This is a genomic window from Elusimicrobia bacterium HGW-Elusimicrobia-1 (assembly GCA_002841695.1).
Lineage (GTDB): Bacteria > Elusimicrobiota > Endomicrobiia > PHAN01 > PHAN01 > PHAN01.
In genome coordinates, this window is sequence record PHAN01000004.1 from 106,708 (window position 1) to 131,332 (window position 24,625).

Below are 24,625 nucleotides of genomic sequence, written 5' to 3' on the forward strand. Positions count from 1 at the left end.
ACAACTTAACTACTTACTCCTGGGCGACAGTGACGGGATGGCCGTGGGGAACTTCAACTCCGGGCACTGGTGCATCGTTAGTGTGGAATAAAGTAACTGACACAAACAATAATTTGTTCGGTCACAGAGGCGCGGGTTCTTCACAGTTTGCAAGGTACTGTATCACCCACAGTTCATGGAACTGTACTCAAGATGGATTTCCCTATAGCGATCCGGTAGATACTCCATCTGCGATTGACACGTATAGAGGACAAAGGTTGGCAGTTGTTGGTGATTACATATACTGTTACGGAGGGAGTGCGGCTGCAAGCGGAAAATATTTTTTACGCTATCGTTGGCGGGACGTTGCCGCTCCCGGCGCAATAACGGGTTTTGCGGCGGCGACAGGCGCAACCGGCGGCGAAATAAATCTTTCGTGGACTTCGCCCGGCAACGATAGTTACACGGGAGCCCTCCCCGTCGGGAGCACATTTTACATCCAATACGCCACTTGGACGGGAGTTAATTTTTCCACGGACACGCGCCCTCCGACGGGCGGATATGACCTCTCGATACCCACCGGCCCCGTAACTCCGGGCACAAGTGTTTATTATACGCTGGGTTCGCTTACCGGCGGCGTGACATATTATTTCAGGATATGGTCGCGCGACAATGCCGGCAACTGGTCGGACATTTCAGTCGGGGCGACTTCCTGGGCGCAGGTGTTTCCTGTAATACCCGCCAAGCCATCGTGGGTTACGGGGGAAATTGAGGTAACGACCGGCTCCATAAAATGGGTTCTTAAAAACGAACATACCGACACCGCCGAATTGTTTCTGGCAACCGGTCAGAGCGTGCCACAGCGCATAGTCGGCGCCGAACTCGGTCAGATACTCACGACCGAGACGACCTCATGGACCGAGTACGACCTCGACCCAAACACCGCCTACACCCGCTACGGCGAGGCGTATCTTGCCACCGGCTCATCGTGGTCGAGCGGACTTACGAAATACACGCTGGCCATTCCGCCCGCCGCTCCGACAGCCGTCGCTCTTTCTTATAACACCATAGACGTCTCGTGGGCCGGTTCTCCGACACCCCCGTCCAAATACATAATCGCCCGTTCCGTCGACAACTTTGCCACTCCATGGTCTACCGCCGCCGTGGTTCTTGCGCCCGGCACCACGCATCAGGATACCGGCCTTGCGGCCAATACCGGGTACAAATATAGAATCTATGTCATCAACGGCGACGACGTTATGAGTCCCGCTCCCAGCCCCGATTCCGCCGCAACGCTTACTTATCCCGCCGCGCCGACGGCCTTCGCCGCCTCGAACGTCTACATCACGTCTATAACCTGGCAGTGGACGGCCTCAGCCGGCGGCGCCGATGGCTATCGCGTATATATGGCATCGTCGCCCTCCACGATGGCCGCCGACGTCGCGGCGGCTACGACTTACGACGAAGACGCCCTGGGAGCCAACGCTCAGTACGGCCGTTTTGCCGTGGCTTACAACGCCACCGGCGAATCGCTCGCCTCAAATCAGACCACCGTCTACACGATGGCCTTCGCCCCCACGGCCCTTGAAATCACCAATGTTTTTTCCTCGTCGGTCACGCTTTCCTGGACCGACGGCGTCAATCCCGCCGGCACCATATACGGCGTAGCCCGCGCCGACAGCTCCGGCTTCGCCGGTTCCACCACTTTTTATAATTTCTCCGACGGCCTCACCGCCGCCACCGCCTCCGCCGATGGCTTGGGCGGCGGAGCGACTTACTACTTCCGCGTGTGGGCTTTTAACAACGGGCAGGTTGCGTCCGCCTACAGTAACGAAGTCAGCACCGTTATGCCCCCGGGCGTTCCGGGCGCTCCCGACGGACTTTACGGCCTCGCGGTATCGACCACGGTAATCAAATGGGAATGGAACATAACGCTCAACGCCACTTTCTATCAGATTTGCGGCCCCGACCCCGACACGCTTATTGCCAATATCGAGGACGATGTTCTGGCGGGCGGCGCCACCACGTGGCTTGAGCACGGGCTGAACCTCAACGCCAATTACACCCGCTACGTGAAAGCCGGCAACGCTTCCGGTCTTTCCGCCGCTTCGGTCGCGGCGGCCCGTTACACTTACGCTCATCCGCCTGCCGCCCTTGTGGCGGCCGCCGTGTCGTCATCGACGATAAATCTTTCTTGGGATGATTCGGGAGCCGCGCAATATCAGGTTTGGGTTTCTACCACAGGCCCCGGAACGGAGCCGCTGACAAACCCCACTACGACCGTCGCGCTGACGTATTCGCACGAAAACCTTAACGCCGGAGTTACTCATTATTACCGCATCATACCGGTGAACGGCAACGACCTGGCCTATGCCGCGTTCAACTTCCCCACCGCTTCGACGAGAACTCTGCCTTCTCCGGTTGCGACGTTTACCGCTACGGCATTTACGAATGATTCCATAACGTGGCAGTGGTCGGTCGCCGCGGGCGCGGATTTTTACAACCTTTATAACGCCGCCACTGACGCGCTTGTTCAGACGCTCGGCGACGTTGTTTCTTATCAGGAAACAGGACTCGGCGTAAACGCTCAGGCGGGACGTTACGTCCGCGCGCACAATACGTCCGGTTCCGGAGTTCTTTCGCCCCGCAACACTTTCTACACGCTTGCCAACGCCCCGACGGCTTTAGCGGTAACCGGAGTCACCACCGAAAGCGTTTCGCTTTCGTGGAGCAACAACTCCAATCCCGGCACCGTCAGATACGAAGTGTCGCAATCTACGGATAACTTTTCTACGAGTTTCTCCACGCCCGTAACCCTCGGCGCCAATCATTTAACCACCACCGCCGATATCGGCTCGCTGACCCAAAACACCACTTACCAATTCCGCGTCCGCGCTTTCAACGGCGACGCCGCGGCTACCGGATTTGTCACGGCGGTCAGCACTAAGACCGCCGCTATCGCGGTTGTTACGCTGATAAATGAAAACTTCGATGGCGGCACTTATGCTCCGGCCGGCTGGTTATCTATAAACGTTACATCCTCAACCACGCGCTCGGTCAGTTCTCCCGCCAGTGTGACTAACTTTACGGCGGCAAACTACTTGTTTACTCCGTTGCTTGAGTCGCCGGTCACTTTGACTTTCCAATTATACGTTACCGGTGTGCCATCCACATTTACCGTGCAGGTCGGAACATCTCAAGTTACCACCGGCACGTGGACGACCGTCCACAGCACCGGAGGTATAGCAACCACATGGCAAGAACAGACGGTGGATTTGTCGTCGTATCAAAATGTTTACGTGAGGATGAACAGAACCGCAGGGTCCAACACGTTTAACGTAGACGACGTACTTGTAACCGGGTTTCCAAACTTAATACCGCCCGCGCCCATATCCAACCTAACCGCTCTTGCCGGCGCCTCGGAAGGTCAGTTAAATCTCCGCTGGACGTCTCCCACGGCCGACGACGGCGCGTCCGTCGCGTTGAACGGCGGATACGTCATAAAATACTCGTCGGTCCAAATCATCAATTCGTCGAACTTTGACGCGCCCGCCTTCGCCCACGGCTCCGTGACCATATCCACGAACGTCGCCGCCGGCACGGCTGTGGGATATCCGCTTTCTCTTACGCCCGGAACATCATACTGGTTCGCCATAAAATCCACCGACACAGCGGGCAATCTTTCCGTGTGGAATTCATCCGCGAATGTCTCGACGATAAACACCGCCGCCTATGGCTGGGCTTATGACGCCGCGCCTCCTGCGCCGGCCAACCTCGCCGCGACCGTGTCGGACAACTCCATAAAGCTCACGTGGGACGCCGTCGCCGCCGACGACCTCTCGCACTATGAACTTTTCTATTCGTCCACCGACCCCTACGATTTCTCGGACAACCTCGTGGCGACCGTAACCGTCAATACCTCGTTTACCCACACGGGTCTTGAAGATCACGTCACCCATTATTATAAGGTGAGGGCGGCCGACCTGCCCCCGACGGTTCTTTACAGCGATTTTTCAAATATCGTTTCCACATTCCCGCGCCCGTCGGCGCCGTTCGCTCCGTCGCTGGCCTATGATTTGTCGGCCACGACTACGGACTCAATCAAATGGGTCGTAACCGATACCGCCGCCAACGAGACGGGACTTCATATTTCATCCGCCGCGAACGACGGAGCGCGTCTTTGGTCGAGCAATTCTCTGGCCGGTTCGGGCGGCACGACTTCATGGATAGAAACCGGGTTCAACGCCAACGAAGCCATAACCCGCTATGCCGAGGCGTCGAACGCCGTCGGAAGCGCGTGGTCGGGTTCGCTGACCCGATACACTCGCGCCCGCGCTCCTTCGACGCTTGTCGCAGACGCGGTTTATTTCTCGTCAATGACACTCTCCTGGGACGCCAACGGCAACCTCGGCTTGCCCAAATACGAAATCTCGATATCGTCCGATAAATTCTCGGTATTTTTCGCCACGCCGATTGCTCTTGCGGCCAGTCACACCGCCGTCACCGCCGACATAACCGGACTCGTTCAGGGAACCACATACTGGCTCCGCGCCCGCGCCTATAACGGCGACAATGTCGCCTCGGTATTCTCGTCCACGATTAACTTTATCACCGCGCGCGTTCCGACGCAATATCTTAAAATCGCCAATCCGGGGTTTGAGATGTCTCCGGATTTAACCGGCTGGACGAACGCCGGCTCTTCCGCCTCCGACCCGACGAGGTCAACCACTTATAAACGAAGCGGCTTGTATGCGGCCAAATTCCTGGATCCTCTCGGCACTTTCTTCCCCAGCGCGTCGCGCCGCAGAATTATGTCGTCAACATCCACCGTTACGGCGGGGAATAATTACTCCGTCGGGATGTGGGCTTATGTGAGAAATGAAGCGGGCTCCGTCGGCGATTCACAGTTACGGATTGGTATTCACTGGCTTGATGTCAATAGCGTAGGTATATCTACCAGTATTTCGTCGGCCCTGTCTCTTTCCGCATTCAGCACGTGGGAAAAACTCTCATATTCCGACGTTGCTCCCGCCGGAGCCGTGGCTGCGGTTATGATTATAGATGTATGGGAAAACGTCAACAACAATAATGACATATACATAGACGATGTGGACAACCTTTCCGATATCACGCCCCCCGGCGCGATAACCGACCTTGCCGCCGTCAAAGGAACCAACGCCGGAGAAATAAATATCTCATGGACGGCCCCCGGCGACGACGGCTACGCCGAGAACAACGGCGCGTCCGCAGTTTATACTTTGAGATACGCGACTTATCCGATGGTTGCCGCTTCTTCCTGGACGTGGCGCAACAACGCGATTGTTTATTATCAGCAGTGGCCCGTCTCCGCCGTCGGGACGACCGAGAGCCGCACTCTTTCGCTTGTGCCGGGCGTTACATATTATTTCCTGATGAGGACTTACGACGCGGCCGGCAATGTCTCGGAGTTCGACACTAATTCTCTGGTCGCGCAATCCTCCGCCTGCGCGAAAGAAGGCCGCACCGGCGGGCAAATTGTAATCAATGAAATCAATTGCAGTAAGACCCCGAACTGGATTGAATTTTATAACGCCTCGACGTCTACGGTGGATATGTCGAGCTGGAAAGTGTTTGAGGTCGCCGAAAGCACTTTCGCCGCCGTCAAAACATACAGCAGTTTCTCGCTGCCCGCCGGGCATTATCTGGTGCTTTATTTCGGATCGAGCGCTTCCGACAGCGCCACTCCGTACACGGCATCCGGCGACACATATTATAAAACATACACAAATAACACCGGCTTGACGGAGACGGATAACGCAATCGTCGTTAAAAATTCGGCCGGCGCATGTGTAGACGCGATGTTTTACGCCGATGGCAGCGGCTCTCTGACCAATTCAACAAGGTACAAAGTGGCTCTCAACGAGGCGATAACCAACAATCAGTGGACGGCGCCTATCAGCCCCGGCGATGAAGATGTCGAAAAATATTACACCGCTTCGTCGAAATTTTTGAAATCGGGACTTACCCTCGCGCGCGACGATAAATCCACCGACGGCACCAACCCCTCTAAAGCGGAGTGGCACGTTCACGCCTCGCCCACCCCCGGCGGCCCGACGGAAGGATACAAAAACCGCGTCCCCGACACAACGCCGCCCGCGCAGATAAATAATCTGGCGGCGGTTACAGGAGACAATCGCGGAACCATAAATCTGACTTGGAATGCCCCCGGCGAAGACGGCGCGACAAATACCGCTCAACTCTACATAGTAAGATACTCGCCCAATATTATTGCCGACGACGCCGGATTTGACGCGGCCGAGGTCAAGTATAACGACAAATCGTTCACGTACGCGCTCGATTCCAATGTTTACGAGACCATAACATGGAACCCGTCCGCCCCCGGCGCGGCTCAAAGTTATGCCCTCGGGTCGCTTGCGCCGGGCGTGACCTATTACATAGCCGTCAAGACGGAAGACGAGCAGCCGAACAGGTCGCTGTTGTCCAACGTTGTGACGTTATATGCGTCAAACAGCGTGGGCTCGAACGTCAGAATAAATGAAGTTGCGCCGATGGAGACCAACGACTGGATAGAACTTTACAACGCGACGACGAATCAGATAGATTTGAGTGGTTGGGAGATATGCACTAACATTCAAGGCACCGATATCTCCGGTGTAATCGAAGCAGGGAGTGACTACAGTATACTCAAGACTATCCCATCAGGGTTCGTTCTGCCGGCGACAAGTTATGCCATTTTGAATATGGGCTATGTTACCCCGCCGGCCGACGAGACGAGCGCGGATACCAACGGAAACGGCTGGCGCGATCTTTATAGCGCAAACTCTCTGATGGATATCGCCGGGGTTGTTTTCATAAGAAATAAAAACAAGACATTTGTTGACACTGTCGCTTATTCTGACGGCATAGATAATCCCAACTGGTCCAATTTGTGGAAATGGTTCAACGGCCACCGTCAATGGTCGCCGGCTACGGCCTCTATGACCGACGCCGCCGACTGGTCGGCCGCTTCGGGCGGAAGGGTTCAGGGCAGAACATTCGGCCGCGACTCTTTCTCCACCGATACCGACGATACCGCCGCCGCCAAAGACGACTGGAAGATTTTTGTCGTTCCGACCAAAGGCGCCCAGAACGACGACGTTCCGCCCGCCGCGATAACCAATCTCTCCGCTTTGGCTGACCCTGACGTCGAGGGGAAAATAACTCTCACGTGGACAGCCCCCGGCGACGACGGCATCATCGGCAACAATTCCGGCGGATATTATATCGTCAAATACGCGACATTTTCCGTCGTTGACATAAGTTCATGGACTTGGTGGAACTCAATATCCACGACAACCGCCCCGAACGTCGACAAGGGCTGGAAAATAAAATCTCCGCCGTCCGCGGTGGGTTTAACCGAAACGCAGATACTCACCGGCCTTTATCCCGCCTCGACATACTATTTCGCCGTCCGCACGGTTGACGATGTGGCCAACTGGTCGGCGCTTGATTTGCAGATAGGCGACGCCGACCCCGCCGTGCAGGCGCAGGCCATAGCCACCAACCTTCCGCCCGCCGCTCCGACGGGAGTGGCGGCAGCCGCGGGCAACAGGACGGCCGCGCTGTCGTGGCTTGCGAGTCCGGCCCTCGACTTAAAAGAATACAGGATTTCCAGTAACACCGTCAATGATTTCTCCGACGGCGGCACCACGCTTGCGGCTGTGGTATCGTCCGCAACGCTCACGTACGACGCCGCGGGACTTTCAAACGGCGTCACATATTACTTCTGGATACAGGCGATGGATGTCTCCAACCTGACCGGTTCTACGTCGACGGTGGTTTCGGCCCTGCCCGTAATTTCTCCGCCGTCGGGACTTGTCGCCGCCCACAAAGGCACGTGGGTAGAACTTTCTTGGACCGCCTCTCCCGATTCCGCTTCGACGAACTTCGCCGGTTACGCGATATACCGCTCGTCGGTGTCGTCTTCGTCGGACTTCAATCTGCTGGCAGTCCTGAGCGGCGGCGGGTCAACCACTCACTACGACACGTCCTCGGTCTCGGCCACTCAGACCTATTACTACTTCCTGCGTTCGTCGGATACTGCCGGGCCCGAAAGCGCCGCGACATCGGTCGTTACCGCCGTCCCCGACGACAAAGGTCCTGTTATAACGGTGATAAGCCCCGCGGCAAGCACGGTAAACGTGGCCGTCAAAGGCTCCAAAATAGTTCTTGAGATTTCCGTTCGCGAGGACGAGACCACTCCGTATATTTCCGGTATAGATGCGTCTTGGACGCTTGTCGCCTATTCCACGGCCTCCGGCGGCGCGGCTGTGCACGTGTCGACGCTTGAAATGGTGGCGAACAGTAATTCTTACGGGCAGGGGGGGCTGCTCGCCGCGAAATTCAGATTATCCCTCGATGCGGCAACACCCGGCATTATCCCCGAACTTAAAGACATACTCGCCAACGGAGGCACTTTCTTTTTCTACTTTGTGTCGGTGGATAACGCTTTGAATATATCGTATGTGGGGCCTTACGTAGCGTTTATTCAGTCCGAGGCGCGCGTTGTTTCCGTCGTGGCCGCGTCGGCCGGCGGCACGGTAGCCCTCGCCGACGGCAACCCCGAAGACGGAGAAACTTCCGTAACGATACCCGCCGGAGCGTTGTCGCGGGACATTACCATAACGATTGAGCAGGCCAACCCCGCCTCGTCGGCTATAACCCCCGCGGCGAAGGAATCCACGATAAATACATCCGTAAACTCCGGCCGTCCCATAGCGGTTTACATCTTCGGCCCCGAAGGGACGATTTTTGCCAAACCCGTTACAATTACGCTGCTTTACTTCGAGGATGGCGGCGTGATAAAAGATATCAACGGCGATACGATAGCCGGCGCCACCGAGGACGATTTAAGGATTTACCGCTGGGACGGCGTCGAGTGGAGATTTATCGGCGGTACCGTCGATAAGATAAAGAATACGGTGTCGACGAAAGTGTCCCACTTCTCGGTTTACGCCCTATTCAATTCAAAAGGCGCTCCGCCCAAACCCGTGGCGATGGAGAAATTTATAACGCCCAACTCCGACGGCATCAACGACCGTTTGGAGTTCGACGGCTCGCCCGCCGACTTCAAAGAAATAATTATCTACGACATAAACGGACGTCTCATAAGGAAACTCGAAGGCGAAAGTTTCTGGGACGCCAAAGACGACTCAGGCAAGGTCGTCGAGATAGGCGCCTACATCTGGCGCGCGGTCTACACGAACGGCACGGCAAACTACGGCACCGTTGTGGTGGCCAAATAAAGTAATGAAAAGAATGTTCTCTGCGACTATCGCGGTAACGGCGGCGCTCGGGATAATTTTCTCGGCGGCCGCTCCGTCGCGCGCCGCGTTCAAAGAAAATATATGGGCGGCCAGGCCGTCGGCAATGGGCGGAGCTTTCTCGGCCGTCTCAAACGACGTTTCGGCGATATTTTTCAACCCTGCGGGACTCTCCCAGATAGAGCGCCCCGAGGGGAACTTCGGCTACACGCAGAAGTTTATGGGACTTCCCAATGTCACGGTCGGCAATATGTCGGCGATGTTCGGCTATCCCGCAGAAAAGATAGGCGCTTTCGGACTGGGATATTTCTCGTCGGACGTCTCGTCGCTCTATTCCGAACGGACGATTGCGCTGACATACTCGGCGCCCATACACAAAATGCTCGGCACAAAAACTCTGAAGGTGGGAAAACGCTCTATGGAGTTTCCTAAACTCTCCGTGCCGGTTTACGCCGGTTTGAATCTTAAAATGCTCTCGATAAATTACAATATAGGCGACGACCCCCGCGCCGCCCGCGATCCGGTTTTTGACGGCGGTCAATCGGCCGGAGGCCTTGCGGCCGACATCGGATTTTTGGTGAAACCTGCCGATAAACTCTCGACCGCCCTGGTAATTAAAAATCTTATCTCTCCGAATCTGGCCATAGGTAAAGATTCCGACGACAAAAAAGCTTCCGAAGCCGCCCCTATGGAAATTGGTCTGGGTGTGGCGTGGCGTTTCGGCGATTTCGGAACGTTTGAGGACTTCGTCGCCGCTCTCGACATCGCAAACCGCGCGCCCAAGGACGGCGCCGCCGAAACGAACTGGCGACTTGGCGCTGAATCGTGGTTCGGCTATCACAGATACGCGGCCCGTCTGGGAATCAACAATACGGAAATTGCTTTGGGCGGCGGTCTTGTCAGGACGTTCGGTAATCTTGAACTTCAGGTGGATTATTCGTTCGCGCTTCCTCTGGCCGTGTCCGACAATTCGGGACATCACCGGCTTTCAGTAACGACAAGGTTTTAAGTCGTAGAAGAAACAAACGCTCCGCTTACAACAACATAACTCCCGCGGCGGAAAAAATAAAAAGCGGGCAGAAGTCATCGGGAGGATATGTGTTCAAGAAACTTTTTGTGGCATTGGCGGCCGCCGCGGTAATGTCCGGCGCCGTGTATGCGGAGACGACACCGGCCAGAGAAATAGTAGTAACGGCCGTCGAAGTCGCGCCTATGGACGAGGGTCCCGTAAAGGGCCTTGCCAAAGTCGTGATAAACGACGTGCTTGAAATTTCCGAAATTCAAGTGCTTAAAGTCGGCGGCAGGACGTCTCTTAAATTCCCGGAGTACGTCTCAAAGGCCGGCAAAGTGTATCCGCAGATTTCCGTGCAGACCAAGCAGGCCAACGACGCTATACTTCAGGCGGTGGAGACCGGCAAGCCGTCGGCATCGAAAGCCAAAGCGATATCGTTTAAAGTAACTAAGTTCTCAAAGTACACCGCGCGCGGCGGAAAACAGTCATCTTTAAGAGTTTTCGCGGCGGTAATGTTTAATGACGCCATCGAGGTGGAGTGTAAGCTTATGGAGGGGAAAAAAGGCCCGTGGATATCGTGGCCCGCCCGCGCTCCCGAGGACGGCGGCAGGAAGTGGATTAATCAGGTCATCATCAAAAATAAAAACGTGAAAGACGCCATAGAAAAAACCCTCACGGACAGATACACCAAAATGGGTTCCGGTGGCGGGGACGAGTACGAATAAACTTTGCATATAGTTTACTTCAACCGTCTCGATGAACGGGGTGTATTCCGCCCCGTTCGTTGTTTTATGCGGCGGCGTTTTTACGCCCGCTCTGCCGAGGCCTCGGTAAATATGAAGTCGCGTCGATAGCGCCCGCGCAATCAGAGGTTCTATGAAATTCTTACGTCCCGTCGCCGAAAAAAAACTTTGCTCTGTCGCCGCGCTTGCGTTATTTTTTGCGATGCTGCCCGCGAAAGCGTGCGCCCAGGAAAAATACCTTCTTATCAATGAAGTCGCCCCTTACGGCACCTCCGATCAGGGCGGAAATGATTGGGTTGAAATATACGTAAGCACCGGCGGAAACTACGGCAGTTACCGCCTTTACGAGGCCGGAGCGAATGTAAAGACTTTCCCGGCGGCTTTTAATCCGGCTCCCGGCGATTACATATTGATACATGAAGAGGCCGGAACCGACGAGGACAACACTACGGGCAAGGGCGACAACGGTTTCTGGGATTTTTACGGCGCCGGCGATTTTACCGGAACCGACCAGATAATATCAGTCAGGAATTCCGCCGGAACCGTATGGCTTGATGCTATGGGGTGGTCGAACAAGGACGGTTCATTCTCTTCCACCGCCGAAAGCGCATATAATGCCATGAAAACGGCCGCCATGTGGACCGATGGCCCCGCCGCCGCCGACACCACGAACGATGCGGACTGCGAAAACGCATTGGTGACGTCCGTGGCGGCAGGTTCTTCCATAGGGCGCGGCGCCACCTCGACCGACACGAATGCCAAAGCCGACTGGACAAAGCAGACGACGCCCACTCCCGGCGCGATCAACACGGCGCCCGTAGCGGGCGGGGCGGGCGATATTGCCGGATTGATAACCGAAGTGGCGCCCTCGGACAGCGCCGACTGGATAGAAATATATATAACCGCCGACTGCGATGTCGCGGGCGCTCAGGTTTACGAAAAAAGCGCGCTTGTGGCCACATTGCCGTCGATTACGGCAAAAAAAGGCGAGTTTATCGTTATACGATGCAAAAGTACGGCTATCAGTGAAAGCGGCACTTCGCTTTCCGTCGGAGATACCAATCGCAACGGATATTGGGATGTGTATACGACATACGCCGGACTTACGGGCACCGACAGTGTTCTTTCTCTTCGCAGAGGCAACGGTTCTTACGTAGATGCCGTGCCATATTCCAACCGCGACGGCACAACTTTTTCGCCCAAGGCCGATTACGACGCTCTTGTGGAAAATGATCAGTGGACGCCCGCTTCAACCGCCGACTGGGGCTCGTCCGATTACGAAAACAACTCTGCAAACTGGAAGGGTGGCGGCAGCGGAAAATCCGTGGCCAGAAAAAAAACCATAGCCAACGAGCCGCAGGACACCAATGTCGAATCCGACTGGGAATTAAAAACCCGCCAGACGCCCGGCTACGGTTACGGCGGAGAAACTCTCGCCACTGAAAAAATACTTGAAGTCAAAGCACCCAATCCCTTTTCGCCGCACGCCGGGCAGGAAGCCAACCTGAGCTACTCCGTGCCGCGCGAGACGATCAAGACCCTTAAATTATACGACATCCGCGGACGCGAGGTAAGGCGTCTTATCGACCAGGACAGAGATCTTGTCGACGGCGGAATGCTTACGGCGATAGGCGCCGGATTCGCGACGTGGAACGGAAAAAATGAGGCCGGCGCTATATTGCCGGTCGGAATGTATATAGTGGTTATGGAAGCGTACGATTCGACTACAAAAACCACTTTGAAAAACGCCGCGACCGTCGTAATCGGCCGACAATTCTAAAAACCAAGCGAACCGTAAGGGCGGGACATTCATCCGTCCGACCTGTGTATGCCCGAGAGGTTTTTTATGAAGAAAACACAACTAATACTGTTTGCGACATTGCTGGCGATTCTTGTGGCCGGTCCGCCCTGCGGGACGTTGCGCGCCGCCTTCGAGGAAAAAATTCCCGCTGCTCGTCCGGCGGCTATGGGCGGAGGGTTCGTGTCGGTGGCTAACGACGCAAACGGCGTGTTCTACAATCCGGCTTCTCTGGGCGGTCTCGGCGCCGCCAATATTTCATTTTCTCAGACGTCGCTGTTTAATCTGCCCGACGCGCCGTATATGACTTTGGCGGCGGCGTTTCCGACGAGGAATATGGGCACTCTGGCGTTGGGATACACACAGTTCGGCGGCTCTCTCTATAAGGAAACGGAGTTGACACTTTCACAATCCTTCATACTGGCGCGCAAAGTATATTTCGGTTACAACCTCAGAAACCAATCTGTCGCCGTGACAAATTTCGGAAGCGCGGCCGGAATGGGCGTCGACGTGGGTTTTCACGCCGCGCTGTCGAACGATTTCGCGGCGGGTTTTTCCGCCGGCAACATAACCGCCCCTATGCTCGGCGCCACGGACGAGGCGCTCCCGCAACTTTACAGAATGGGCATCTCGTATTATCCGGACGCGGGACTCATTTTCCTTCTTGAAACCAGCAAGGATCTTCTCGGCGACGAACTTGCCTATCACGGCGGCGCCGAAATAAATATCTCCAAACATTTCACTTTCCGCGCCGGAACGCGGTCCAATCCGTCGGGAATTTCTATGGGCTTCGGCGTTAATACGGGCATTTTCAGAATCAATTACGCCATGGTCACGCATCCCGTGCTGGACACGCAAAACTTTTTCACGCTGGGTCTTAAATTCGGACCCGACGACGACGTGGCTCCCGCCGCGGCTACCGGAAGCCGCAGGACGTCGGCGCGCCGCGCGCCTTCTAAGAGAGTAACGAACCGCGTGGAACAGTACGAACAGGTCAAGGACTTCAAGATTGATCCCAATAAAGCCACTGCCGACGAGTTGAAAGAAATACCCGGCGTAGGCGCTCTGACGGCGCAGCGAATAATCGACCACAGGAATCAGGGCGCAGTGTTTACGTCGGCGGACGACCTTCTGGGCGTGCCGCGAATGACCAAACGCATAATGGAAAGAATGCGGCCGTATCTTATATTCGACGGCTCCGCCGCTCCTGCCCGCTCAACGCCCGCGCCGTCGACTCCGTCGCGCACGCGGACGGCTCCCGCCGTAGTTTCCGACGAGCAGCCCGAACCCGACGAGGAAGACGCGCCTCCGCCTCCGGTCAAGGCGCCGCCCGCCAAAACACGGACATCGCCGCCCCCGCCGCCTCCTCCTCCGCCGCCCGTTGAGGCGCCTAAAATAAGCGTTCCGACTATTGCTCCGGTCGCGCCGGTAAAACCCGTGGTCGAACCCGCAAAACCTGCGGTTACGGCGCCTCCGAGCGCTCCGAAACTGCCGGCGCCTTCCGCCGCCGACGACGATATGTTAAATGTGAACACTGCTTCGGCGCAGGAACTGCAGGTGATAGGTTTTACGTCGACGCAGGCCAAAAATATAATCAGATATCGCTCCAAAGAGGGCAATTTCTCGTCGGTAGACGACATTCTTAAAGTGCCGGGCGTCGACGCGAAAACCGTCAATAACGTCAAGGAATCGATAACGGTAAAATAACACGGAACAATATTGGCTCTACTGTCATTCCGTGCTTGACACAGAATCCAGTTTTTCTCTCTGGATTCCCGCTTTCGCGGGAATGACATACTTTACTGAATCGGGCAGTATGATATTTCAATGAAAAAGGCAATAGGCATAGCCGCCATACTGGCGCTTACGGCGCTGGGGCCGTCGGCGGGAATTCTCGCGGCGCAGGAAGACGTCGACCTTAACGCGGCGTCGGTCGCCGAGCTTTCCGCCGTCGACGGTATTACGGAAGCCGTCGCCAAAGCCATCGTGGCGCACCGCGCGCGCTCGCCTTTCAGGATAACCGAGGATTTGCGCTCCGTTGCCGGAGTGACCGAAGAAATATATCTTAAGGCAAGGGGCCGCTTTTTCGTGTCGGCCGTCTACGACGATACTTTCGAGGATATCGTACCCGAAGCCGACGACGAGGGCGCGACGGGACTTGTCGACGCCGTCGGCGGTCAGGATTCGGTGCTGGATGATTTGCGCGGGAGGCCTCTTGATCTTAACATCGCCCAGAAGACGGACCTGCTGGATTTGCCTCTGGTGACGTCGCAACTCGCCGACGCCATACTTCTCCGCCGCAGGCAGGAGCCGTTCAAAAACATCGAAGAACTCAGAAGTGTCAAGGGTATGACCGACGAGATTTATCGCGGTATGGCTCCTTATATCAGGGTTCTGCGTCCGGAAGAGCGCGAAATTTTCGCCGGTGACATAAGATTCCGCATAGGTCCGTCGATATCGGTTTCAAAACCCGATAAAAATCCATCCGTAGAATATCCTTACGACAATCCTCTTCAGATATACAATCGCACGCGCTTTCGCTTCGGCTCCAAATACGAGGCGGGTTTCATCATAGACGCCGCGCGCTGGGAGCCGGCGCTCGACTATCAGACGATAAGAGAATTACATCTCAAAAAGTTTTACTTCCGCGCGAACGACGCTTTCGGATTCGACAGAATAATAGCCGGAAATTATCAACTCCAATACGCGCAGGGGCTCGTTTTTTATTACCCGTTCGGAGAGCTGGTGCGCCCCATCAAAGTAAAAGCCCGAGGCCCCAAGGTCGATACGGGCACAAACCCGAACGCGTATTTCCGCGGCGTTGCCGTGGAGAAAAAATGGCAGGCGTTCGACCTCTCGGGTTTTTATTCATATAAAGGGATTTATGCCGACCTGAATGCCGACGGCACCGCGAAGTTCGATCTTGAATCCGACGCCAAGATGGATCTGGGATCGAACACCTCCGACCGCGAGATTGCCAGGCAGAACAATCTCTACGAAGAATTGCTCGGCGGGCGCGTGCAGTGGAATTTCGCTCAGGGCACGCACATCTCCCTGATAGGTTACGACGCGGTTTATTCTCCGACGATAAATCCGCAGGATTCGGCCGGAAATCCGTCGGGACTTTTCAAATTCCGCGGCGACGGCAACACCGTGCTCGGCGGCGATTTTGACACGTGGGTCAACGGCGTAAACTTTTTCGGCGAATACGCCAAATCCTACGAGCGCGGACGCGACAAGCTGGGACTTGCCGCTCCGTACGACGTTTCAAGAAGCGGCGACGCGTGGCTTATGCAGATGATGTACGCCGTCAATAAATTCACTTTCTATATGATTGCCTGGGACTACGATCCCGATTACATAAATCCGCACGGTTCCGCCGTCGGCGGACGCTCCATGCGGGACAGTGACTTTAACCAGATCGGCAATTACATAGGGACTTTTTATAAGACGGGCAAACTTGAGACGAACATCTCTTTTAAGCCCGTAAAATATAAAGTGCCGGAAAAGACCGTCAACTATCCCGGTGTTTCGAACGATTTCTGGTACGACATAAAATACAAACCATCCAAGGAATACGAATTTTATTATCGCGCGTGGAACCATTATTACGACGATAACATAAAGGTTTCTTATACCGACCCCGATACAGGCGTCACTACATCCGAAACGACGGACGCTTACGTGGCATACCTGAGAAACCGTTACCAGATAACTTATAAGCCCAACAAAAATTTGCAATTAAAAGCGCGCTTCGACGATTCGCGTAAAATATCGCCGGATTACTATTACGAACAATCGGGCTGGCTGAGCTATTTCGACATAGGATACAAGATGACCTCGGATATGAAACTTTCCTGGCGCTATATGTTCTACGATTCGCCGTATTTCGCGATGTCGTCGATAGACGATATGTGGCCGAGGGTGCTGGTGCCTATGTTCTGGACGCAGGGGCGAGGCAAGGGGCGCAGATGGTATCTGGCCGTCTCCCAAAAACTTGACCGCAATACCGAAATATGGATGAGATACGAAAATCTTTATTCCATAAGCAGTAACTACGACAGTCATACGTTCAAACTTCAGTTCGACTATAAATGGGGCGCCGTTTCCCGTCGCACGACCCGTCAGCGGGCCGTGCCGGCCGCGTCCGAATCGCCGTCGGAATCTCAGCAGTTCTATGACTTCGGACAGGAAAAAATATAAATACGATGATTTTATTTAGAGGTAATGCCGATATGAGAAAAATAATCGCGAAGTCGACATTAATTACGGCCGCCCTGCTTTTTGCCGCGTCAGGCGGCGCGTGGTCGCAGAGCTATCTCGGCGCGCTCAATGCGGGAGATATGGTCGTAGGAACCGGACTGCGCTCTTACGCAATGGGCGGCGCGGGAATCGGCGGTTCCGACGAGCCGGCCACACTTCTGTACAATCCTGCCACGATGAACTATCCGGGGCAAAGGCAGCTCGCGCTGGGATTCGCTTACAACCCTATTACGGAACGAGTGGTGACCAGCGACAAAAGAGTTTACTATAACGAGCCCGCTTCTTTCGGCATAAATAATTTCGCCGTTGTCGTTCCGGCCCAGAATAATCGTTTCGCTTTCGGCTTTGCCTACGCGCCGGCGTACGACTCAAATTACAGCCATAAGCAGATACTCTATTCGCCGTCGGCGCCCGCGACAAGAATCGGCTATTGGGAGTTTGTTTCGGCCGGCACGATCAATCGAATGACGCCCGCCGTATCAATGAAACTCTCAGAAAAATTCGCGGTGGGCTTGTCTTACAACATGATTTCAGGAGCCCAAAGTTACAGCGCTAAACTGATAGATACGTCCGGTGTCGCCGACATCATAGTTCTGTCCAGCGAGGCCGCGGTAACTACCACGGGCTCGCGCCTCGACTTTGGCGTGATCTTTACCGGTCTCAATCCTTTGAGAATCGGTTTGACGTATTTCGGCGCCGCCTCGCTTACGCAAAAAACGGCTTCCGCCGAAAGACAGGTGGAAATGCCATCGTACGTCGGGCTCGGCGTTGCGTGGGACTTCGGCGGAAGATATAACACAAAACTGGCTTTCGATTTGCTGCCGATGCCGCTGACGGCGGTTAAATTTAACAAAGCGCTCGCCGGATGGGACGACATAACGGTTCTTAAAATCGGTTTCGAGCATTGGGTTCGAGAAGACGTCCCGTTCCGTCTGGGATTTTACTCTCTGCCTTTCTACGCCGAAAAAAAGATAGAACTCGCGGCTTTCACGTTCGGTTCCGGCTACAAACTCTCGGACAGCGTTTTTCTGGACTTTACCGGCGAGTACGGGAAGAGAAACTTTGTAAGCGACGGCACTTTCTTCGCCGCCAAGACCACTATCGACGAGACATTCAAAAAACTGGCTTTCGGAGCCAATTACAGATGGTAACACGCTGACGTTCCGTCGGCGTCGCATATATGAGACGCAATATTCTTCAAATAATTCTCGATAAAAAACTTCGCTGCGCGCCCGGCGCGGTCATTCGCGCCTTGAGCATAATGGCGTTGGCGGCCTCGACGGCCTTCGCCGATCCCGCGGACCCGACTCCCGCCGTATTCCACCAGCCCGACGGAACCGCGATTACCGCCCGCAAGGTCGGAGACGAGTATTACAGCCGCACGGTTACCGACGACGGTTACACGATAATACAAGGCGACGGCGGATGGTGGTACTACGCCGCTCCCGGCGCCGACGGCTGGCCTTACGCGACCGACAGGCGTGCGGGCGTCGACGCTCCTGCGTCCGACGTTAAGCCGGGCGTTGCGCCGTCGCCGGCCTCAAGAAGGGCGCTGAGTATTCGCCGCGACGCAAGAAGACGCGCGCCGTCGCGGCGGGCGGCGGCGGTTTCTCCCAAAGGGACAAAAGAGATTCTCGTCCTGAGGGTTGATTTTTCCGATCGGGCGGGAACCAAAACCAGGGCATACTATGAGAACTATCTGTTCGCGCAGGGAACTTACACTCTGAGAGGATATTACGACGAGGTTTCTTACAATCAACTTGTCGTTACGGGCACAGTCGCGGGCGACGACTGGATGCGCTCGGCGAAAACTTCGGTTTATTACGGCGCGGACTCGACTACGGGCACCGACGACCTCAACGGGCCGATTTACGAACTTGCCCGCGAGGCGGTGCAACTTGCCGACCCTTCCGTCAATTTTGCCGACTATGATAAAGACGGCGATCTCATCGTCGACCACGTTATAATTATCTATGCCGGAAACTCTCAGTCCTCATCAGCGGGCGTTGCCAATAATATCTGGCCGCATCAATGGCAGATAGGCGAAGCCGGCGAAATCGTCGACGGCGTTACGGTGCTTAATTATACGATGGTCGCCGAAAATAGTTCTATGGGAACTTACGCCCACGAGTTTTTTCACGACCTCGGCGCGCCGGATCTTTACGACTACGATTACGACGGCACGCCCGTGGGAAGTTGGTGTCTTATGTCGGGCGGTTCGCATCTTAGTCCTCCGTGTCACATTTCGGGATACTTGAAAATGGACTTTGACGCCGACCCGTCGAACGGCATATCCGGATGGATTACCCCTCAGGTAGTGAGTGCTGCGGGCAATCTTGATGTCAGACGGCTCGCCGATAACGCCAACGGCAATCTCTATAAGTTTTTTGCCGGCGGCACCAAAGAGTATTTTCTCGTCGAGAATCGCCACCGTTTCGGCTTCGACGCGGGTCTCCCCGAATCGGGCATTTTGATATGGCACATAGACGAATCCATGCCCGACGGCACCGGCCGGATGAACGACGGTCCGTCTGCAACCTTATCCGGCAATAGTTATTATCGCGCGTGGGTCGAGTGCCCGGGAAATCCGCTTCACAATTCCACCGCCGACAAGTCGGGGGATGGAACTCTGGCTACCGCGGCGTATAGTTCCAACGATAATCAGACCGCTTTCAACAATGTTTCAAATCCCAACTCCAACACAAATCGCGGCATTTATTCCGGCGTTAATATCGTCGATATAGGAGCCAGAGGGGCGATTATGAGTTTGACGGTGAGCGGAGCCGGCATAATAGTTCCCGTGGCCGGAGCCATCCCCGCGCCGAATCCTTTTTATCCCGGGAAAGGAATAATGACTTTCGCCGTTTCGGAGGCGATGGGCGCCCAGAATATGAAAATAAGAATTTATAACTTCGCCGGAGACAAGGTCAGAGACCTTGCCAACTCCACCGCGTGGGACGGCAAAGACGACCACGGCGATTGCGTTTCCACGGGGCTGTATTTCTTTACCGTCGAGACGACGATGGGCAAGAGCACGGGCAAACTTACCGTGATAAAATAGAGTTTTACTAAGGAGAGCATGAAATACTTTACATTCGTGAAGCACTTTGCCTGTCACCCTGAGCGCAGCGAAGGGTCTCTGAAAATCAGCATATGAGATTCTTCACTTCGTTCAGAATGACACCCTCTTTATGTAAAGGATATTCCGCTCCGAGTAATAAGAAGTGCCGCGATATCGCAAAAAAATGTCGATCAAAATAAGCAGTGCCGCAAAACTATCGTTTTTGATATTAGCTTGGCAACTCTTGTTGCCGTCGGGGGCGCGCGCATCGTCATTTCTTAAAATGCCCGTTTCGGCCAAGTCGGTTTCACTTGCCGGCGGTTTCATAGCCGGAGACAATTTGGGCGCGGCTGAATATAACCCTTCGGCGCTTTCAAGCATACGTGGTTTTAACGTGGAGATATCGCAGGTCGCGTACTTTGAGGGGATTTCCATAAGCGGCCTGTACGCCGCCTATTCGGGCAGAAACACCGCCGTCGGTTTCGGATTCAAGAGTTATTCCACGCAGGATATCGCCCGTGATTTTCTTGGCGCCGGAACCGGCATAATATCGCACGCCGAAAGCGCTATGACCTTCGCGGTTTCAACGCGGCTCAACAGGAACGTGGCGGCCGGCGTCGGCCTGAGATCGTACGGCGCGTCGATATCCGACGACAGCTCCGGGGGGATTTCGACTTCCGCGGGCGGAATGCTGTTTGACATCGGTTTCACGCACTACAGACAAGCCGACGTCTACGCGCTGTCGGTGACCAATGCCGGGTCCGTCAAGTACGACTACGCCGGAGCCGTCGCGCAGCGGCTTCCGCTGACTTACGCGGCCGGAGGCCGGCATACCGTCGGCAATTTTGTGGGAACGTGGCAGATGTCTAAATCGGACGATGTTAAGCGGATGAAACTCGCCATCGGCGTGGACTACGATATAACCGACACACTGGCCTTGCGCACCGGCATGCAATACACGCAGTATTTCGATTTGACTTTCGGGGCGGGATATAAATTCGGCAATTTCTATCTTGATTACGCGCTATCGCCTCATATGGACTTCGGCGCGGTTCACAACATCACTCTGGGAACAAGATTTTAACGTTCCGACAATCCTGTATTGATTTTTTAGAATAATCAGTGGGCAGATTTTGCTATAATCTTTTTGTAATACATTGCCGGGTGGTGTAATGGTAACACGCCTGCCTCTGGAGCAGGATACTCTAGGTTCGAGTCCTAGCCCGGCAGCCACTTGATTAAAACGAAAACCGCGAAGAGGAGATTTCAGCGCTCCGCCTCGCGGCTTTTTTATTTTCTCGACGGTAAAACGACGTAATGAGCCGGAGTTTCGTCCCCCGAAACACCACTCTCGGAGCATCCCCGACAGGCAATGCCGTCATAGCTGCCGGCACAGTAACATTTGAGATATTTTGATTTAACGAAAGGGTATGCGGGAAAAATCAGTGTTTGGTTTCGTCGCCGCCGGACGATTCTTTTTTTGATTCGTCGGCGTAGTTCAATTCCAGATCGGACAGTGTGGTAAGCAGTATTTTCTCTTCTTCTTCCGTCAGGTTGCCTGCCGTTTTTTCCTTGAGCATTATCAGCATATCTATGGTGAGCTTTGCGTGGTCTATTTGTCTTTCGATTTTTCCCGACAGGGGATTGGGCACTTTGCCGAGTTGCTGCCAGCACGCCGAAGCCAGCATAAGTATTATGTTTATAAAATGAGAGTTGGTTTTTTTGTCCGCCATAAATATCCTCCCGATGTAAATACGCGTTAAAATCCGGGTTTAATGGTTTTTAAGAAACTCCGATATTCTTTCGAGCGCGCGCTTTTTACCTAAAAGTTCCAATAGGTCGAAAAGGCCGGGACCTTGCATTCTACCCGACACGGCGACGCGCAGGGGGTGAAAAACCTTTGCGTTCTTAAGCCCCGACGAAAGACAGAAATCTTTCACGGTTTTTTCGAGCGTGTCCTTCGTGAAATCGTCGACGCCTTCGAGTTTTTGGGCCGCCGCTTCAAGCGTTTTCAGCGCGTCGGCGTCGGCGAAGATTTTGGCGACAGCCGCCTCGTCGTAAACTATTTTATCGGTGAAAAAAATATCGAGTATTTTGGGGACGTCCGTAAGAAGTTTTATCTTTTCTTTTTCTACGGACAGAATTCTGCGGGCATAGTCCGCGTCGGTTATAATTACGCCGGCTTTTTCTACGATCCCCGCCGAGCGCGACAGAATTTCTGCCGGATCGAGTTTTTTTAGATATTCCATATTCAGCCAGAGAAGTTTCTGATTGTCGAAAACAGCCGGACTTTTGGAGCAGTTTTCAAGATTGAATTCTTTTTGGAGCTCTCCGGCGGCGAATATCTGTTTGCTGTCCTGTGTTCCCCAGCCGAGAAGCGCCAGATAGTTTATGATCGCTTCGGGAATGTAGCCCTCGTGGCGGTATTCCAATACGCTCGTGTGGCCGTGCCGCTTGGAAAGTCGGGCGCCGTCGGGGCCGAGTATCATCGAGAGGTGGGCGAAAACCGGCGGTTCCCATCCGAGAGCGCGGTACAAATGCATTTGGCGCGGGGTGTTGGACAAATGGTCGTCGCCGCGTATGACATGCGATATTTTCATCATATAATCGTCGACGGTACATGCGAAATTGTAGGTGGGCACGCCCGATCCCTTGAGAATCACGAAGTCGTCCAGAAGGCGGTTTTCGAATTCCAGCCGTCCGCGTATCGCGTCGTCGAAGATGACCGAGCCCTCCGGCGGCATTTTAAATCTTACCACGCAATCGCCCTCTCCGCTTTCCGACGGCTTACGCCTTTGGCGGTTTTTGTCGCGGCACCGGCCGTCGTATTTTGGCGGAAGTTTTTTGGCCGTCATTTCTTCGCGCATTTTCTTGAGTTCTTCGGTGGAGCAGGCGCAGTAATAGGCCTTTCCTTCGGCTATAAGACGCTCGGCTGTCCGCCTGTAAATATCGAGGCGCGACATCTGAAAATACGGGCCGTATTCGCCCGTGCCGGCGGCATCGGCCGCGGTTGCCGTCGAGGGGCCTTCATCCCGCCTCAGACCCAGCCAATTCATACTTTCTATTATAGCGCGGATGGATTCATCCGTGGAGCGGGCTTCGTCGGTGTCTTCAATTCTTAAAATAAAACTTCCGCCGTGCCTTTTGGCGAAAAGATAATTGAATAAGGCGGTTCTGGCTCCGCCTATATGAAGGTATCCCGTAGGCGAGGGGGCGAATCTTACTCTGATATTTTTATCCATAATCTGTGCCGTCGTCCTTCTATTTGGCGCACCTGAATCCTATGTCGGGTCTGATTTCATCCGGCTTAACAATATCCCGCGAGTAAGTTGTTGCGAGCGCCTTGGAAGTTTTGTAGGAGCCCCCCCGCACGACGATATATTCCCTGCCGAACTTGTCGTTTTTCACGGTGCATCCGGGATACGGCTCGAAGAATGAATCGGTCATTTCCTTGGCGTTTCCCGACATATCGTAGCACCCATACGGGCTTTTGCCGTCGGTCAGGATGCCTATGGGTTTTAGTCCGCCGAGTCCGAAGAGATAAGAAACGTTGGACGAGCGATCCTGCCAGAATCCGCCCCACGGATATTTCCTGGAATCGGAACCTCTGGCCGCTTTTTCCCATTGGGCTTCCGTCGGCAGGCGTTTGCCCGCCCATTTTGCGTATAACTGCGCGTCGTGGTACGAAACATTGACGACCGGCATATCTGCGGCCGTCGAATCGAACTCATCGTTTTTCCAGTGCGCGGGAGCCCTGTGTTCCGTAGAGTCCGTGAATCGTTTGTACTGGGCGTTGGTCACTTCGTTGGCGTCTATGTAATAGCCGTCGAGGAAGACCCTGCGCTGCGGTCCCTCGTAGGGGAAACTCTCGCTTGAGCCCATTATGAAATCGCCGTCGGGGACATATACCATTCCGGGTATTTCAGGCGGCGGCGGTGTTTTTTGCGTTTGCCGGCCCGGAGCCGACAGTATTGAACCGCCGGCAATGGCAAAAACTACGGCGCATAAAGCGCAAAGTTTGGATGCGTGTATCTTCATTGTGAAATTTTTGAAAGTATCGTGTTGAGCGTTTCCACGAAGGAGCGCATAGCGTCGTTTTTTCTGACGGTCAAAATTTTATAGTTGCTGTCCCTGGTCATGGCGGTTATTTCGCGCGTAAGCCGGGCCAGCGGCCCCACGAAGCGGTGAAGATGTATCGTTGTGGTCACGGCCAGCGCGGCAAAAATGACAAAAAGTTGCGCCATTATGAATATGCCGAAGCGAAATATTTCGTCGCGCGTCTCTATCATGGCTATTTCGGGCAGAACGGTTTTAAGCAGCATCAATATCTGAATTTCTATTATGGCTGTTATAATCAAAAAAGCGCCCGCTATCAGGTATACCGGTTTCATCTGATAGCTTTTCTCCACCAGATAATTCTTTCTTCTTTCGGATGCAGTCATCGGTTCCTCCGGTTGATTCTATGCG

The 24,625-nt window shown here is 54.5% G+C and carries 14 protein-coding genes and 1 tRNA gene; 10 read left to right on the forward strand and 5 right to left on the reverse strand.

Going from position 1 to position 24,625, the window contains the following annotated elements:
* Positions 1–257: 257 nt before the first annotated feature.
* The 8 genes from CVU77_04030 to CVU77_04065 all read left to right on the forward strand — a co-directional run bounded on the left by CVU77_04030 (position 258) and on the right by CVU77_04065 (position 20,158).
* A complete protein-coding gene (locus tag CVU77_04030; protein PKN01685.1) occupies positions 258–9,263 on the forward strand; it encodes a hypothetical protein in 9,006 nt (3,001 codons plus the stop codon).
* Between the two features lie 4 nt (positions 9,264–9,267).
* The gene (locus CVU77_04035; GenBank protein PKN01686.1) at positions 9,268–10,290 is read left to right on the forward strand and encodes a hypothetical protein; all 1,023 of its coding nucleotides are present in this window, start codon (positions 9,268–9,270) and stop codon (positions 10,288–10,290) included.
* A gap of 89 nt (positions 10,291–10,379) precedes the next feature.
* A complete protein-coding gene (locus tag CVU77_04040; protein ID PKN01687.1) occupies positions 10,380–11,018 on the forward strand; it encodes a hypothetical protein in 639 nt (212 codons plus the stop codon).
* Positions 11,019–11,169: 151 nt separating this feature from the next.
* The gene (locus tag CVU77_04045; GenBank protein ID PKN01688.1) at positions 11,170–12,816 is read left to right on the forward strand and encodes a hypothetical protein; all 1,647 of its coding nucleotides are present in this window, start codon (positions 11,170–11,172) and stop codon (positions 12,814–12,816) included.
* 48 nt (positions 12,817–12,864) lie between these two features.
* On the forward strand, positions 12,865–14,541 hold the full coding sequence (locus CVU77_04050) for a hypothetical protein (protein ID PKN01689.1): 1,677 nt from the start codon (positions 12,865–12,867) through the stop codon (positions 14,539–14,541).
* A gap of 120 nt (positions 14,542–14,661) precedes the next feature.
* Positions 14,662–17,037, forward strand: a complete 2,376-nt coding sequence (locus tag CVU77_04055) for a hypothetical protein (GenBank protein PKN01690.1) — start codon at positions 14,662–14,664, stop codon at positions 17,035–17,037.
* Positions 17,038–17,069: 32 nt separating this feature from the next.
* Entirely contained in the window at positions 17,070–18,248 is a 1,179-nt protein-coding gene (locus tag CVU77_04060; protein PKN01691.1) for a hypothetical protein, read from the forward strand.
* A 29-nt stretch (positions 18,249–18,277) separates the two neighbouring features.
* Complete coding sequence (locus tag CVU77_04065) at positions 18,278–20,158, forward strand: hypothetical protein (protein ID PKN01692.1); 1,881 nt, start codon at positions 18,278–18,280, stop codon at positions 20,156–20,158.
* 111 nt (positions 20,159–20,269) lie between these two features.
* On the opposite strand, the gene CVU77_04070 is transcribed toward CVU77_04065, so the two are convergent.
* Positions 20,270–20,458 (reverse strand): hypothetical protein, encoded by a 189-nt coding sequence (locus CVU77_04070; protein ID PKN01693.1) that lies wholly within the window; start codon positions 20,456–20,458, stop codon positions 20,270–20,272.
* Between CVU77_04070 and CVU77_04075 the strand changes: the two genes are divergently transcribed.
* Both CVU77_04075 and CVU77_04080 read left to right on the forward strand, forming a co-directional pair.
* Positions 20,442–21,242 (forward strand): hypothetical protein, encoded by an 801-nt coding sequence (locus CVU77_04075; GenBank protein ID PKN01694.1) that lies wholly within the window; start codon positions 20,442–20,444, stop codon positions 21,240–21,242. The genes CVU77_04070 and CVU77_04075 overlap by 17 nt on opposite strands.
* Positions 21,243–21,316: 74 nt before the next feature.
* Positions 21,317–21,391, forward strand: a tRNA-Gln gene (locus CVU77_04080).
* Positions 21,392–21,600: 209 nt separating this feature from the next.
* Here the strand turns inward: CVU77_04080 and CVU77_04085 are convergent.
* From CVU77_04085 to CVU77_04100, 4 genes are read right to left on the reverse strand one after another with little or no spacing between them, the layout of a single operon-like run.
* Complete coding sequence (locus CVU77_04085; protein PKN01695.1) at positions 21,601–21,891, reverse strand: DUF1844 domain-containing protein; 291 nt, start codon at positions 21,889–21,891, stop codon at positions 21,601–21,603.
* Between the two features lie 39 nt (positions 21,892–21,930).
* Complete coding sequence (locus tag CVU77_04090; protein PKN01696.1) at positions 21,931–23,400, reverse strand: glutamate--tRNA ligase; 1,470 nt, start codon at positions 23,398–23,400, stop codon at positions 21,931–21,933.
* 19 nt (positions 23,401–23,419) lie between these two features.
* Positions 23,420–24,196 (reverse strand): hypothetical protein, encoded by a 777-nt coding sequence (locus CVU77_04095; GenBank protein PKN01697.1) that lies wholly within the window; start codon positions 24,194–24,196, stop codon positions 23,420–23,422.
* Entirely contained in the window at positions 24,193–24,600 is a 408-nt protein-coding gene (locus CVU77_04100) for a hypothetical protein (protein PKN01698.1), read from the reverse strand. Before CVU77_04100 ends, CVU77_04095 begins: the two co-directional genes overlap by 4 nt.
* Positions 24,601–24,625 lie beyond the last annotated feature (25 nt).

Excerpts from the sequence above, each read along its gene's own strand:
- CVU77_04085 (PKN01695.1), bottom strand. The coding sequence starts at position 21,891 with ATGGCGGACAAAAAAACCAACTCTCATTTTATAAACATAATACTTATG.
- CVU77_04035 (PKN01686.1), top strand. The coding sequence starts at position 9,268 with ATGAAAAGAATGTTCTCTGCGACTATCGCGGTAACGGCGGCGCTCGGG.
- CVU77_04075 (PKN01694.1), top strand. The coding sequence starts at position 20,442 with ATGCCCGTTTCGGCCAAGTCGGTTTCACTTGCCGGCGGTTTCATAGCC.
- CVU77_04065 (PKN01692.1), top strand. The coding sequence starts at position 18,278 with ATGAGACGCAATATTCTTCAAATAATTCTCGATAAAAAACTTCGCTGC.
- CVU77_04050 (PKN01689.1), top strand. The coding sequence starts at position 12,865 with ATGCCCGAGAGGTTTTTTATGAAGAAAACACAACTAATACTGTTTGCG.
- CVU77_04045 (PKN01688.1), top strand. The coding sequence starts at position 11,170 with ATGAAATTCTTACGTCCCGTCGCCGAAAAAAAACTTTGCTCTGTCGCC.
- CVU77_04055 (PKN01690.1), top strand. The coding sequence starts at position 14,662 with ATGAAAAAGGCAATAGGCATAGCCGCCATACTGGCGCTTACGGCGCTG.
- CVU77_04090 (PKN01696.1), bottom strand. The coding sequence starts at position 23,400 with ATGGATAAAAATATCAGAGTAAGATTCGCCCCCTCGCCTACGGGATAC.
- CVU77_04095 (PKN01697.1), bottom strand. The coding sequence starts at position 24,196 with ATGAAGATACACGCATCCAAACTTTGCGCTTTATGCGCCGTAGTTTTT.
- CVU77_04100 (PKN01698.1), bottom strand. The coding sequence starts at position 24,600 with ATGACTGCATCCGAAAGAAGAAAGAATTATCTGGTGGAGAAAAGCTAT.
- CVU77_04060 (PKN01691.1), top strand. The coding sequence starts at position 17,070 with ATGAGAAAAATAATCGCGAAGTCGACATTAATTACGGCCGCCCTGCTT.